Annotated in this window: 11 protein-coding genes; 7 read left to right on the top strand and 4 right to left on the bottom strand. The window is 65.9% G+C overall.

Going from position 1 to position 14,371, the window contains the following annotated elements:
• Positions 1 to 798, top strand: coding sequence for a hypothetical protein (locus GGD63_RS33415; RefSeq protein WP_183248514.1), 798 nt, complete (start codon positions 1 to 3; stop codon positions 796 to 798).
• A gap of 112 nt (positions 799 to 910) precedes the next feature.
• Here GGD63_RS33415 and mutS read toward each other — a convergent pair whose 3' ends face one another.
• Positions 911 to 3,649, bottom strand: coding sequence for a DNA mismatch repair protein MutS (gene mutS / locus GGD63_RS33410; protein WP_183248512.1), 2,739 nt, complete (start codon positions 3,647 to 3,649; stop codon positions 911 to 913).
• 323 nt (positions 3,650 to 3,972) lie between these two features.
• On the opposite strand from mutS, the gene pcaF reads away from it, so the two are divergent.
• From pcaF to GGD63_RS33380, 6 genes are all read left to right on the top strand, one after another.
• A complete protein-coding gene (pcaF, locus tag GGD63_RS33405) occupies positions 3,973 to 5,181 on the top strand; it encodes a 3-oxoadipyl-CoA thiolase (protein ID WP_183248510.1) in 1,209 nt (402 codons plus the stop codon).
• Between the two features lie 207 nt (positions 5,182 to 5,388).
• Complete coding sequence (locus GGD63_RS33400; protein WP_183248508.1) at positions 5,389 to 6,282, top strand: dioxygenase; 894 nt, start codon at positions 5,389 to 5,391, stop codon at positions 6,280 to 6,282.
• Positions 6,283 to 6,402: 120 nt separating this feature from the next.
• Complete coding sequence (pcaH, locus tag GGD63_RS33395; RefSeq protein WP_183248506.1) at positions 6,403 to 7,104, top strand: protocatechuate 3,4-dioxygenase subunit beta; 702 nt, start codon at positions 6,403 to 6,405, stop codon at positions 7,102 to 7,104.
• A 1-nt stretch (position 7,105) separates the two neighbouring features.
• Complete coding sequence (gene pcaG, locus GGD63_RS33390; RefSeq protein ID WP_183248504.1) at positions 7,106 to 7,708, top strand: protocatechuate 3,4-dioxygenase subunit alpha; 603 nt, start codon at positions 7,106 to 7,108, stop codon at positions 7,706 to 7,708.
• A 260-nt stretch (positions 7,709 to 7,968) separates the two neighbouring features.
• Positions 7,969 to 9,660: a methyl-accepting chemotaxis protein gene (locus GGD63_RS33385; protein ID WP_183248502.1), complete on the top strand. Its 1,692-nt coding sequence runs from the start codon at positions 7,969 to 7,971 to the stop codon at positions 9,658 to 9,660.
• Positions 9,661 to 9,705: 45 nt separating this feature from the next.
• On the top strand, positions 9,706 to 10,797 hold the full coding sequence (locus GGD63_RS33380; protein WP_183248500.1) for a phosphotransferase: 1,092 nt from the start codon (positions 9,706 to 9,708) through the stop codon (positions 10,795 to 10,797).
• Between the two features lie 217 nt (positions 10,798 to 11,014).
• On the opposite strand, the gene GGD63_RS33375 is transcribed toward GGD63_RS33380, so the two are convergent.
• From GGD63_RS33375 to GGD63_RS33365, 3 genes are read right to left on the bottom strand one after another with little or no spacing between them, the layout of a single operon-like run.
• Positions 11,015 to 12,571: an MDR family MFS transporter gene (locus GGD63_RS33375; RefSeq protein WP_183248498.1), complete on the bottom strand. Its 1,557-nt coding sequence runs from the start codon at positions 12,569 to 12,571 to the stop codon at positions 11,015 to 11,017.
• Between the two features lie 11 nt (positions 12,572 to 12,582).
• Positions 12,583 to 13,746, bottom strand: a complete 1,164-nt coding sequence (locus GGD63_RS33370) for an HlyD family secretion protein (RefSeq protein ID WP_183248496.1) — start codon at positions 13,744 to 13,746, stop codon at positions 12,583 to 12,585.
• Positions 13,739 to 14,221 carry a MarR family winged helix-turn-helix transcriptional regulator gene (locus tag GGD63_RS33365; protein WP_183248494.1) on the bottom strand — a complete coding sequence of 161 codons (483 nt, stop codon included), beginning with the start codon at positions 14,219 to 14,221 and terminating at the stop codon, positions 13,739 to 13,741. The genes GGD63_RS33370 and GGD63_RS33365 overlap by 8 nt, the downstream gene beginning before the upstream one ends.
• Positions 14,222 to 14,371 lie beyond the last annotated feature (150 nt).

Below are 14,371 nucleotides of genomic sequence, written 5' to 3'. Positions count from 1 at the left end.
ATGTCCCTCGACCTCCACTTCCTTCTTTTCCTGCTCTTGCGCATGGCGATCGCGGCGGCGTTCGTGGTGACGGCGTCGATCATCACCGAGCGCTCGGGGCCGGTGATCGGCGCGCTGATCGCGACCCTGCCGGTGTCGGCCGGTCCATCCTATGTCTTTCTTGCGATCGATCATGATGCCGCCTTCATCGCGCAGGGCTCGCTGGCGAGCCTGCCGGTCAATGCGGCGACGATCTTCATGTGCCTCACCTATGTCGTGCTGTCGCAGCGGCACAATCTCGTGGTGAGTTGCGGAAGCGCTTTCGCGGTCTGGATCGCGATGGCCTCGATCATCCGCCAGTTCGAGTGGTCGCTCACCGCCGGGCTCGCCGCCAATTTGATCGCATTCGGCGTCTGCATTCCGCTGCTCGCAGGCTATCGCCACGCGAAGATGCCGCTGGTGACGCGCCGCTGGTATGACGTCCCTATGCGGGCTGCGCTGGTCGCGACCCTCGTCGCGATCGTGGTCTCGACATCGGGCTGGGTCGGCCCCCGCATCAGCGGCATCATCGCGCTGTATCCGGTGGTGTTCTCCAGCATCATGCTGATCCTGCATCCGCGCATCGGCGGTCCGCCGACCGCCGCCGTGCTCGCCAACTCCGCGTGGGGCCTGCTCGGATTCGGCATGGCGATTGCCGTGCTGCATCTCGGCGCCGCAAACTTCGGCTCCGCGATCGGCCTCAGCATGGGGCTCGCCACCTGCATCGTCTGGAATCTGACGCTGTGGTGGATGGGGCGGAGGAAGCGGATCGCGGCGTAGGTTTCGTAGGGTGGGCAAAGGCGCGCACTTCGCGCGCCGTGCCCACCATCTGCCCGCGATCTAGCCTATTAAAGGGTGGGCACGCTACGCTTTGCCCACCTACGGCACTTATCTATGCCTTCGGTAGCTTGGCCTTCAACGCATAGAGCGCATCGAGCGCCTCGCGCGGGGACATCTCGTCGGGGTGCAGCGCCTTCACCGCTTCCATCAACAGCTCGGCCTCGCTCGGTGGCGCGGCTTCCGCAGCGGCGCGCGAGGGCACGGCGAACAGCGGCAGATCGTCCACCAGGGCTCGCGCGGTCTGGCCGCGGTCCTGCGCCTCCAGCTTGGAGAGCACGGATTTGGCGCGCGTGATCACCGCGGGCGGCAGGCCGGCGAGCTTCGCCACCTGGATGCCGTAGGAGCGATCGGCCGAGCCCGGCAGCACCTCGTGCAGGAACACGACGTTGCCCTGCCATTCCTTTACCCGCACCGTCGCGTTGAACATGCGCGGCAGTTTTGCCGAGAGTGCCGTGAGCTCGTGATAATGCGTGGCGAACAGCGTGCGGCAGCGGTTGCTCTCGTGCAGATGCTCGATCGCGGCCCAGGCGATCGAGAGGCCGTCGAAGGTCGCAGTGCCGCGGCCGATCTCATCCAGGATCACGAGCGAGCGCTCGCCGGCCTGGTTCAGGATCGCCGCGGTCTCGACCATCTCCACCATGAAGGTGGAGCGGCCGCGGGCGAGATCGTCGGCGGCGCCGACGCGCGAGAACAGGCGATCGACGATGCCGATCCGCGCGCGCGTCGCCGGCACGAAGCTGCCGATCTGCGCCAGCAGTGCAATCAGCGCGTTCTGGCGCAGGAAGGTCGATTTACCGGCCATGTTCGGACCGGTGAGCAGCCATAGCTGGCCGGATTTTTGCGCTGGGCTTGGCGAGAGATCGCAGGCATTGGCGATGAACGGTTCGCCGTTGCGCTTGAGCGCCTGCTCGACCACGGGATGGCGGCCGGCCTCGATCGCGAAGCCCAGCGAGCCGTCGACCTCGGGCCGCACATAGTTCTCGTCGATCGCGAGCTTGGCCAGTGACGTCGCGACATCGAGCAGCGCAAAACCCTGCGCCGCGGCGCGCAGATCGTCGCTGATCTCGAGCGCCTTGGCGCAGAGCTTCTCGAAGATTTCCAGCTCGAGATTGAGCGCGCGGTCGCCGGCATTGGCGATCTTGGCCTCGATCTCGCCGAGCTCGGAGGTGGTGAAGCGCACCTGGCCCGCCAGCGTCTGACGGTGGATGAAGGTCGCGTTCAGTGGCGCCGACATCAGCTTGTCGCCGTGCTGCGCGGTGACCTCGACGAAATAACCGAGCACGTTGTTGTGCCGGATCTTGAGGCCCTTGACGGAGGTCGCGTCGGCGTAGCGCGCCTGCATCGAGGCAACCACGAGGCGCGAGGCGTCGCGCAGGTTTCGCGCCTCGTCGAGCGCGGGCTCATAGCCCTGGCGCACGAAGCCGCCGTCGCGCTTGATCAGCGGCAGCTGCTCGTCGAGCGCCGTCGCAAACTCGGCAGCGAGCTCGCGCGAGGGCCGCTTCAGCGCCGCCATCACCGCTGCGATCTCCTGCGGCGGCTGGTCGAGCTCGCCGAGCCGCGCCAGCACCTGGTCGGCGGCGATGATGCCGTCGCGCAAGCCCGCGAGGTCGCGCGGGCCGCCGCGGCCGACCGAGAGACGGGCGAGCGCGCGCGACATGTCGGGCGCGCCGCGCAAGATGCTGCGGATGTCCTCGCGTGCGGCGGAATCGGCAACGAAGGTGCTGACCGCATCGAGCCGCCGCGCGATTGCCGGCGCATCGGTCAGCGGTGCGGCGAGACGTTGCGCCAGCAGGCGCGAGCCGGCCGAGGTCACGGTACTGTCGATGGCGTCGAGCAGCGAGCCGCGGCGCTCGCCCGCGAGCGTCCGCGTCAGCTCGAGATTGGCGCGCGTCGCCGGATCGATCGCCATGGTCGCGCCGGAAGCTTCGCGCGCCGGCGGCGACAGCGGCGGGTGCTTGCCGACCTGGGTGCGGTCGACATAGGTGACGGCAGCGGCTGCAGCGGTGGCTTCCAGACGCGTCAGCTGCGCGAGGCCGTCCATGGTCGCGACGGCGAAATAATCGCAGAGGCGCTTCTCGGCGGTGGCGCCGTCGAAGACGTCGCGGGTCAGCGGCGTCACCGCCGGCAGCTCGCGCAAGGTCTGCCCGAGCTCGTTGTCGCTATAGAGTGCGTCGGTGACGATGGCCTCGTTCGGGTTGATGCGCGCCAGCGTCGCGGCGAGCTCGCCGCCCGAAACCTCGGTCACCATGAATTCGGCGGTCGAGATGTCGATCCAGGCAAGGCCGAAGCGGTCGCCGCCGGCGGACGAACGCGCGCGCGCGATCGCCAGCAGGTAGTTGTTGGCGCGCGCGTCGAGCAGCGTGTCCTCGGTCAGCGTGCCCGGCGTGACCAGGCGCACCACGCCGCGGCGGACCACGCTCTTGTTCCCGCGCGCTTTCGCGGCGGCAGGATCCTCGGTCTGCTCGCAGACAGCGACCCGGTGGCCGGCCGAGATCAGGCGGTGCAGATAATCCTCGGAGCGCTCGACCGGAACGCCGCACATCGGGATATCCGCGCCCTGATGTTTGCCGCGCTTGGTCAGGACGATGCCGAGCGTCCTGGAGGCGATCTCGGCGTCCTCGAAGAACAATTCGTAGAAATCGCCCATCCGGTAGAACAGGAGCAGGCCCTGATGCGCAGCCTTGATCTCGAGATACTGTTCCATCATCGGCGTCACGCGCGCGGCGGCTTCCGCCTGCGGCGCTGGCGCTTCATCGGGCGGCGGTACGGGTATCGGCTGTTGCATGGTCATGAGCGGCGCAACCTACAAAATTTCGCCCCTCGCTCCTATCGCTTTGGCCGGTAGGAGCGGGTTTTCCACGTTGTCCGCAGTGGGGGGCGCGAGGTGCTGCCACATTCTCGGTCGTCATTCCGGGATGCGCCGACAGGCACAGGCCCGGAATCCATCGGGCCGCACGTCACGCGGACAAATGGATTCCGGGCTCGCGCCAAATGGCGCGCCACGGAATGACGGCTGCCCCGCGAAACCGTCAATTGACCTGCCGCGGGCGCCCTCCTAAAACTCCGCCGACATTGAAGAATTTGGCCGGATCGCGGCATTCAGGGAGAACAACGATGCGTGACGTCTTTATCTGCGATGCCGTGCGGACCCCGATCGGCCGCTTCGGCGGCTCGCTCGCCAAGGTGCGTGCCGACGATCTCGCCGCCGCCCCGATCAAGGCGCTGATGGCCAAGCACCCCAACCTCGACTGGGCGCAGGTGGACGAAGTCTTCCTCGGCTGCGCCAACCAGGCCGGCGAGGACAACCGCAACGTCGCGCGCATGGCGCTGCTGCTGGCAGGCCTCCCGGATTCGGTTCCCGGCCAGACCCTGAACCGCCTCTGCGCCTCCGGCCTCGATGCGGTCGGCGCCGCAGGCCGCGCCATCCGGTCCGGCGAGATCGAGCTTGCGATTGCCGGCGGCGTCGAATCCATGACCCGCGCGCCCTTCGTGATGGGCAAGGCGCAGGAAGCGTTCTCGCGTTCGGCCGAGATCTTCGACACCACCATCGGCTGGCGCTTCATCAATCCGCTGCTGAAAGCGCAGTATGGCGTCGATGCGATGCCGGAGACCGGCGAGAACGTCGCCGAGGAATTCCAGGTCTCGCGTGCCGACCAGGACGCCTTCGCGATCCGCTCGCAGCAGCGCGCCGGCGCCGCGATCGCGGCCGGCTATTTCGCGGAAGAAATCACGCCCATCACGATTCCTGGCGGCAAAGCCGGTCCCATCACGGTCGACAAGGACGAACACCCGCGCCCTGAGACCACGCTGGAAGGCCTTGCCAAGCTGAAGCCGATCGTGCGCAATCCCGGCACCGTCACCGCCGGCAACGCCTCCGGCGTCAATGACGGCGCAGCGGCGATGATCCTCGCCTCGGAAGCCGCGGTGAAGAAGCACGGCCTGACGCCGCGCGCGCGCATCCTCGGCCTTGCCTCGGCCGGCGTGCCGCCGCGCATCATGGGCATCGGCCCGGTGCCGGCCACCCGCAAGCTGATGGAGCGTCTCGGCAAGAAGATCAGCGATTTCGACCTGATCGAGCTCAACGAGGCGTTCGCCTCGCAGGGCATCGCCTGCATGCGCCAGCTCGGCGTCGCCGATGACGCCGATTTCGTCAATCCGCATGGCGGCGCCATCGCGCTCGGCCATCCCCTCGGCATGAGCGGCGCGCGCCTCGCGCTCACCGCCGTGCACGGCATGGAGAAGCGCGGCGGCAAGCTGGCGCTCGCCACCATGTGCGTCGGCGTCGGCCAGGGCGTTGCCGTCGCGATCGAGAAGCTGAACTGACTCTCTCTTCTCCCTCTCCCCGCTTGCGGCGAGAGGGTCGGGGTGAGGGGGAGTCTCCGCAAGGACGGTGACAGTTGGACTCGCGGAGAGTCCCCCTCACCCGCCGCGCTTCGCGCGTCGGCCTCTCCCCGCAAGCGGGGAGAGGCGAAGAGTCCGGGGTTCGCTCGTTTCTCTCGCGCCCCGGAATGATAGGGAGAGAATGGCAGCATGATCATCGAGCGCGAGCAGGACGTCACGGTCGCGGCACTGGCGGTGATGGAGCGGACATCCGATCCGCGGCTGCGCCAGATCATGGTCTCCCTGGTCAAGCATTTGCACGCCTTCGTGCGCGACGTCCGCTTGACCGAGAAGGAATTTCGCGATGCCACCGCTGTCATCGCCGAGCTCGGCAAGCTGACCACCGACACGCACAACGAAGTCGTGCTGATGGCGGGCTCGCTCGGCGTCTCGCCGTTGGTGTGCCTGCTCAACAATGGCGATCAGGGCAACACTGAAACCGATCAGTCATTGCTCGGGCCGTTCTGGCGGCTGAACTCGCCGCGGGTCGAGAATGGCGGATCGATCGTGCGCTCGGAGACGCCGGGCGCGCCGCTGTTCGTCAGCGGCCGTGTCGTCGACAGGGACGGCCGTCCCGTCACCGGGGCCGAGGTCGATGTCTGGCACGCTTCGCCCGTCGGCCTTTATGAGAACCAGGACCCCGATCAGGCCGACATGAATCTGCGCGGCAAGTTCACGACCGACCAGGACGGACGCTTCGCCTTCCGCTCGGTGATGATGGTCGGCTATCCCATTCCGACGGGTGGCGTGGTCGGCCGCCTGCTCGAGGCGCAGGGCCGGCACCCCTACCGACCCGCGCATCTGCATGCTCTGATCTTCAAGCCCGGATTCAAGGTGCTGATCTCGCAGGTCTACGATCCCGCCGATCCTCATATCGACAGCGACGTGCAGTTCGGGGTGACGCAGGCGCTGATCGGCAAGTTCCAGCGCCACGATCCGCCGCATCCGACCGCGCCCGATGTCGCGACGCCCTGGTATTCGCTGGATCACACCTATCGGCTCGAGCCCGGCGAGGCCGTGCTGCCGCGCCCGCCGATCAAATAGCGGCGCCCGGCGAGGCGCAGGACGCCTGCCAAACCCGCTTCCCCAAATTAGTTATATCCTATAATGATTGGCGGAAGCGTTGACCGGTCGGACCTAAAATGGCCGGGGAGGAGTTCGCCAATGACATTCATCTATCCCGTGGACAGCAACAAGGCGCATCCGCTGCCGCTGTCGCCCGACTACAAGAGCTCGATCAAGCGCGCGCCGAACAAGCCCTTGATCCCGATGCGCCATACGCTGTCGGAACTGACCGGCCCGGTCTACGGCCACGAGACCGTGCGCGAGGGCGACAACGATCTCACCACCCAGCACAGCGGCGAGCCGATCGGCGAGCGCATCATCGTGCACGGCCATGTGCGCGACGAGGACGGCCGCGGCGTGCCGAACTCGCTGGTGGAGATCTGGCAGGCCAATTCCTGCGGCCGCTATGTCCATGTCCGCGACCAGCATCCGGCGCCGCTCGACCCGAATTTCACCGGCGCGGGCCGCACTGTGAGCGATGCCGTCGGCTACTACCGCTTCGTCACCATCAAGCCCGGCGCCTATCCCTGGGGCAATCACCATAATGCGTGGCGGCCGGCACATATCCATCTCTCGGTGTTCGGCCATTCCTTCGTCACGCGGCTGGTGACGCAGATGTACTTCCCGGCCGATCCGTTGTTTCCGTTCGATCCGATCTTCAACTCGGTGCCGGACGAGAAGGCGCGCGCACGGATGGTCTCGTCGTTCGACTTGGAGAATACCCAGCCCGAATGGGCGCTGTGCTACCGCTTTGACATCGTGCTGCGCGGCAAGAACGCCACGCCCATGGAGAACCACTAACGTGCAGGATTCTGTGAAGCCCGACGGGATCACCCCATCGCAGACCGTCGGTCCGTTCTTCAAATACGGACTGACGCCGACCGGCGAGTACGCGTGGAACGACGCGTTCACCAGCTCGACGCTGACGCCCGACGTCACCGGCGATCGTGTCCGCATCGAGGGCCGTGTCTTCGACGGCGACGGCGTTGCCGTGCCTGATTGCATGCTGGAGATCTGGCAGGCCGATGGGCAAGGACGCTTTGCCGACCCGCAGGACAAGCGCGCGCTGCCCAATGCCAGCTTCCGCGGCTTCGCCCGCTGTGGCACCGACAAGGACGGCAACTATTCCTTCGACACCATCAAGCCGGGCGTGGTGCCCGATCCCGATGGCAAGCCGCAGGCGCCGCACATCCTGCTGGCCGTCTTTGGCCGCGGCATGCTGCGGCATCTCTATACCCGGATCTATTTCAGCGACGAGGCCGGCAACGCCGCCGATCCCGTGCTGGCGCTGGTACCCGCCGAGCGCCGCGCCACGCTGACCGCGGTGCGCGAGACCGGCAAGCCGGTCTATCGCCTCGATCTGCATTTGCAGGGCGACGACGAGACGGTGTTCTTCGACGTCTGAGGCAATTGCGTAGCGGCGGCGCCCGGTCGCCGTTACGCGCTTCTCGTTCAGCGCAATTGCAGCCGGTGCCGTGCCGTCTCCGGGCAGAAAGTGCACATCTGCGTTTGAGCGTCAGTCTCACTGACCTAAAACCGGTTGGCTGACAGCCCAATCCCGTAGTCCTGCGGAGCATTTCTTCTGCAACTTGTCCGCGAAGAAAGCCCGTATTTACCGTAGCGGTCTAGGCTCGGTGCGGATTTCATTCGCGCCCGGATTGCTTCATGAAAATTCGCCTGTCGTTGTCTTCCGCGATCATTGCGTTCGGCATCGTGCTCGCCATCGGCTTCACCGCGGTTGTCTCCACCAGCCTCTATGCGCTACGCGAGCTCAAGGTCGGCGGTCCCCTCTATTCCGATATCAAGCTCGGCAACGACCTCATCGCCGACATCCTGCCGCCACCGGAATATGTGATCGAGGCCTATCTCGAGGCCACCCTCGCCATGCGCGAGCCGGACCAGCTGGCGGTCCATGGCGAACGCCTGGTCCAGCTCCGCAAGGACTACGACGAGCGCAAGGCCTACTGGACGGCCTCCAGCCTCTCGGCCGACCTGAAGTCTGCCCTGGTGTCGAAATCCGATGCCGAGGTGCAGAAGTTCTGGAAGCTGCTGTTCGACCAGCTCCTGCCGGCCCTCAAGGCCAAGGACATGGCTGCCACCGAGCGCACCTATGCGCGGCTCAAGGATGCCTACACCGCGCATCGCGGCGTCATCGACAGCATCGTCGAGAGCGCCAACAAGCAGAATGCCGACACGGAGAAGCTGGCCGAGGACCGCGACAGCTCGATCCTTTATATCCTCCTCGGCGTTTCCGCCGCGGTCCTGGCCTTCATCGTCGCCGGCCTGCTTGGCGTTGCCCTTGGCGTGGTCCGTCCGATCGTGCGCATGACCGGCACGATGCAGAAGCTTGCGACCGGCGATCTCGCCGCCGACATCCCCTTCGCGCATCGGCAGGACGAGATCGGCTCGATGGCGGGCGCCCTCGCGGTGTTCAAGCAGGGGGCGATCGAGAATTCCCGCCTGCGCGAGGAGCAATTGCAGAACGAGGAGGAGGCCGCACGCGCCAAGCGCTCCGCCCTGCATCAGATGGCCGAGACGGTCGAGCGCGAAACCGGCCGTTCGGTCGATACCGCGAGCGCGGCGAGCCAGGGCGTGGAACGGGTCGCCTCCAGCCTGTCCGAGATCGCCCGCTCACTGTCCACGGAATCGCAGGCTGTGGCGGCGGCCTCGACGCAGGCGCTGGGCAGCTCGCAGACGGTTTCGGCCGCAGCCGAGGAGCTGAGCGCCTCGATCCGGGAGATCGCGACCCAGGTCGCACGCACCTCGACCGTCACGAGGTCGGCGGTCGCGGGCCGCGAGCAGGCCCGCTCGACCATCCAGGCGCTGGCCGGATCGGTGAAGAAGATCGCGGAAGTCTCCGACCTCATCGGCGGCATCGCCGGTCAGACCAACCTTTTGGCGCTCAACGCCACCATCGAGGCGGCGCGTGCCGGCGAGGCCGGCCGCGGCTTCGCGGTGGTCGCAGCTGAGGTCAAATCCCTGTCCGACCAGACCGCCAAATCCACCGAGGAGATCGCGCGGCTGATCGCCGAGATCCAGGCCTCCACACAGGCGGCAGTGGACGCGGTCGAGGCCATGGGGAGCCACATCGTCGAGATCGACGGCGTTGCGACCTCGGTTGCCGCGGCGATGGAAGAGCAGGACGCGGCAACGCGGGAGATCGCGCGGTCGATCTCCGAATCGGCTTCCGCTGCGAAGGACGTCTCGGCCAAGATCGGCAATGTCAGCCGCGACGCGGCGTCCGTGAACGAGCGCGCCGCGGAGGTCAGGCAGGCGATCGCTGGCATGGCGGCCAATCTCGAGCAGCTGCGGTCGGTCGTGGTCCGGACCGTGCGCGACTCGACCGCCGCGGCTTGATCCGCATCGGGCGGCCGCTGGTGCCCGGGATCGTGATCGTGCAGTATGGCGCGGGACAGGGGCATCGTGGTCATGACACCTCCACACTTGCCGGCGGTCGTTGAGCCGGCCCAACTGACGGCCGCGCTACGCCGGGGCGGCGTGCTCGACGCCGGCGCGGTCCGCGAAGTGAAGGTGCTGAATCAGCGCGACACCGTCGTGTCGCATATCGTCAGGCTCGGCCTGCGTTATGTCGGCGAAGCCGCCGGCGCCCCGCAGTCGCTGATTCTCAAGACTCCCAATTCGGCTTTCGCCGAGAACCTCGCCAATGGCGGCCGGCGCGAGGTGGACTACTACACGCAGCTCGCGCCGAAGATGCCGCCGGGACTCGTGCCGCGCTGCTTTGATGGGCATTTCGACGAGGAGGGCCCCACCTGGCATCTGCTGCTCGAGGATCTCACCGACAGCCACGACATCGGGATGGCCTGGCCGGTGCCGCCGTCGCGCGAGCAGGCCTTCGCCATCGTCAACACGCTCGCACGCTGGCATGCGGCCTGGTGGGATCATCCGAGCCTCGGCGACACCGTCGGCACCTTCGCGAGCATGGAGGACAGCGCGCAGCGCATGGAGACGTTTGCGGGGCACTATGACCGCTTTGCCGACCTTCTCGGCAATCGCCTGAGCGAGGAGCGGCGAATCCTCTACCGTCGCCTGATCGATCAGTCGGAGCGGCTGTCCCAGCGCTACCATTCGCACCGCCATCTCAGCATCACGCATGGCGATGCCCATACCTGGAATTTCCTGCTGCCGCGCGCAGGCGTCACCGACACCGTGCGCATCTTCGATTTCGATCTTTGGAGCATCAACGTTCCGACCCACGATCTCGCCTATATGATGGCGATGCATTGGTATCCGGAACGCCGGCAGGCGCTCGAACGCCCGCTGCTGAATCTCTACCACGAGACGCTGATCGAAAGCGGCATCACCGGCTACACGCGCGGCGCGCTCGATCGCGACTACCGCTGGGCGGTGCTCTGGCAGATCACGAGGCCGGTCTGGCAGTGGAGCATCAACATCCCGCCGCTGATCTGGTGGAACAATCTGGAGCGAGTGATGATGGCGGTGGAGGATTTGGGGTGTGAGGAGTTGTTGGGGTAGGGGAGCGCGCCACAAGCTCGATGCAGTGTGAGGTGCGATGACGGCTCAAAGTTCTCGGTGTCGTCCCGGCGAAGGCCGGGACCCATAACCACAGGGGGAGGTTTGGCGAGGGTTCGGAGTTACCAGCTCGCGCGACAACCACTCCCTGTGGTTATGGGTCCCGGATCTGCGCTTACGCTTGTCCGGGACGACAGCAGAGATTGTAGATCGAGCGTGCCTACTCCATCACCGCATGTTCCGGCCCCGCCGCCTGCTTGCGCAGGGTGGCCTTGGTCGAGCCGATCATCAGCGCGAGCGGGATGGTGCAGAGGATGAAGACCATCACCAGCATGTAGTCGTGGGCAAAGGCGATGATCTGCGCCTGCACGCTGACCATCCTGTCGGCCATGGCGCGGCCGGCGTCGGTGGAGAGGTTGATGATGCCGCGCACGTCGGGCATTTGCAGGGCATGGTTGAACGGGTTGATGTGCTCGGACAGGATCGCATAGGTCTTGCGCGTTCCTTGCGTCAGCTCGGCGATGACGATGGAGATGCCGACGGAGCTCGCGACATTGCGCAAGAGCGTCAGCATCGAGGTGCCGTCGGTGCGCAAATGGTTCGGCAGCGTCAGGAACGACACCGTCGAGAGCGGCACGAAGACGAGACCGAAGCCAAAGCCCTGGATGATGCTGACGATGACGATCTCCGGCACCTGGGTCTGATCGGTCCAGCCGGTCATCTGGAACAGCGAGGCCGCGGTCAGGGTCAGGCCCGAGATGATCAGCGTGCGCGCCTCGATGTAGCGCATGATGCGGCCGACCATCATCATCGCGAAGAAGGTGCCGAAGCCGCGACTAGCGAGCAGGCCGCCGGCGGTCATGATGGGATAGCCGATCACGTTCTGAAGATATGGCGAGGCCAGCGCCATGGTCGAATACAGCACGAGCCCCATCACCGTCATGAAGATGCAGCCGGTGAGGAAGTTGCGATCTTTGAACAGCGCGAACTGGATGAACGGCCGCGAGGTCGTGAAGGAGTGCGCGAAGAAATAGTAGAACGCTATCCCCGAGATGACGAACTCGGTCACGATCTCGACCGATTCGAACCAGTCGAGCTGCTCGCCACGGTCGAGCGCGAGCTGGAGCGCGCCGATTGCGACCGCCAATGCGCCGAAGCCGAACCAGTCGAATTTGAGGCTGAGATTCTTGTCGGTCTCGTCCAGGAAGACGGCGAGCCCGAGCACGGTGATCGCGCCGAACGGCAAATTGACGAAGAACACCCAGTGCCAGGAATAGGTCTCGGTCAGCCAGGCCCCGAGCGACGGACCCATGATCGGGCCCATCATCACGCCCATGCCCCAGATCGACATCGCCGTGGCGCGTTCCTGGAGCGTGTAATAATCGAGCATCACCGCTTGGGACAGCGGCACCAGCGCCGCGCCGAACACGCCCTGCAGCAGGCGGAACAGCACCATCTGGTTGATGTCCTGCGCCAGGCCGCACAGCACAGAGGCGAAGGTGAAGCCGGCCGAGCAGATGATGAAAATGCGCTTGCGGCCGAAGCGGTTGGCGATCCAGCCCACCGGGGCGGTCATGATCGCGGCGGCGACGATGTAGGAGGTCAAGACCCAGTTGATCTGGTCCTGCGAGGCCGACAGCGTGCCCTGCATGTAGGGCAGGGCGACGTTGGCGATGGTGGTGTCCAGCGCCTGCATGACGGTTGCGGTCATGGCGCAGATCGTCACCATGTTCCGGCGCAGGCCGGGGACCATCAGGCTGGCATTGGGGCCGGACATCAGGTCAGTCCTTATTCTTTGTCCTGGCCCGCTGTCGCCGAGAGGCCGAGCAGGCCGGCGAGCGAGCGCTGGTGGCCGGTGTCGATGGTGGCATAGACACTCATGCCGGCCTTCAGCTTCCGCACGTATTTGTCTGTCTCGTCGAAATAGATGCGGATCGGCACGCGCTGCACCACCTTGACGAAATTGCCGGTGGCGTTCTGCGGCGGCAGGATCGCGAATTGCGCGCCGGTGCCGGGCGAGAGCGAGCCGATCTTGCCCTTGAAGACGTGGTTCGGGAACGCGTCGACCTCGAGCGTCACCGGCTGGCCTTCGGTGACATAGGTAAGGTCGCTCTCTTTCGGATTGGCATCAACCCAGGGGTGGGCGATGTCGACGATGGAGAACACCGCCGTGCCGGCGGCAACGAAGCGCCCGAGCTGGATCTGCTCGACCTGCGTCGCGACGCCGTCCATCGGCGCGCGCAGCACGGTGTGGTCGAGATTGCGCTGGGCGTCGTCGAGCTTTGCCTTGGCCTGCGCATAGGGAGGGAACTGCTCGAGCGGCAGGTCAGGATTGCCGAGCAACTGCGTCTTTGCGTTGGACAGCTGCTGCTTGACGAACTGCGTCTGCGCACCGGCGGTCACCAGCGCGTTGGCGGCGTTGTCGAGATCGAGCTGGGAGCCGAAATTGTTCTTCACCAGCGCCTGCTTGCGCTCGACGTCGCGCTGCTTCAGCTCGACGCCCTGCTGGGCGAGGCCCAGCATGTCGCCGTAGATCTTGATGTTGGCGACGAGATTGTCGTAGGTTGTGCGGGCCTGGGCGAGCTGCGCCTTGGCCTCATCCACCGCATGGCGAAACGGAACAGGGTCGATCTCGAACAGCTCGTCGCCTTGCTTGACGGACTGCCCCTCTTTCACGAGGACCTTCTGGATCTTGCCGGAGATGTCGGGCGTCACCAGCACCTTCTGTGCGCCGACATAGGCATCGTCGGTGCCGACATAGCGTCCGCCGTGGAGATAGAAGGTGACGCCGCCGATGGCGGCGACAACGGGCAGCACGACCATCAGCAGGAAGCGGCGATAGCGGCGCAGGCCGGCGAGCAGGCGGCGGCGCGGATCGGTGCCGGCCTTCTTGGTGGGCTTGCCGCTGTCGTTCTTCTGCTCGGGCTGGAACTTGAGAACCTGATCAGCCATAGCGCTGCTCCTTACGTGCTTGCTCCGCGCCGGACGTCTGGATCGCGTTACGCACGTTTTCCTTGATTGTTTCGAGTTGGGTGAGGAGACGGTGGGCGTCCGCCGGGCTGATGCCGTCGAGCGCGTTGGCGGTGAGCTCGGACTTCAGCCCGCTCATTCGTCCCAGCAATTGCCGCCCCGCCTTCTTCAGGTACAGGCGCTTGACGCGGCGGTCCGAAGGATCGCTGCGGCGCTCGATCCAGTCGCTGTCGCAGAGCTTGTCGATCAGGCGCGTCAGCGTGATCGGCTGCACCTCGAGCAGCTCGGCGAGTTCGGACTGCTTCATGCCCTCGCTGCGCTCGACCTTGGCCAGCACCGCCCATTGCGCGCGGGTGATGCCGAAGCGCGAGGCCTCCTTGTCGGCATAGACGCGCAGCAGGCGGTAAAGCTCGGCGAGCGTAAACAGGAAGTTCTGGTCCACGGACCCGCGGCTCATAAGCTTGGTCTCCAATAAGCTTGAGATATTATAAGCAAGCTTATGATTATTGCGTGGCGGATTATCGGGACGCAGTCCCGCGGCGAGAGCATGGCTGGCAGCCCCGCCGCCGGTGATGCTTTGGGTTCCATCGCCGAAATGCTAGAAGGC

Source organism: Bradyrhizobium sp. cir1, assembly GCF_014198245.1.
GTDB lineage: Bacteria > Pseudomonadota > Alphaproteobacteria > Rhizobiales > Xanthobacteraceae > Bradyrhizobium.
Note: the sequence above shows the minus strand (reverse complement) of the source record. Positions and strands in the feature narration are given on the sequence as shown.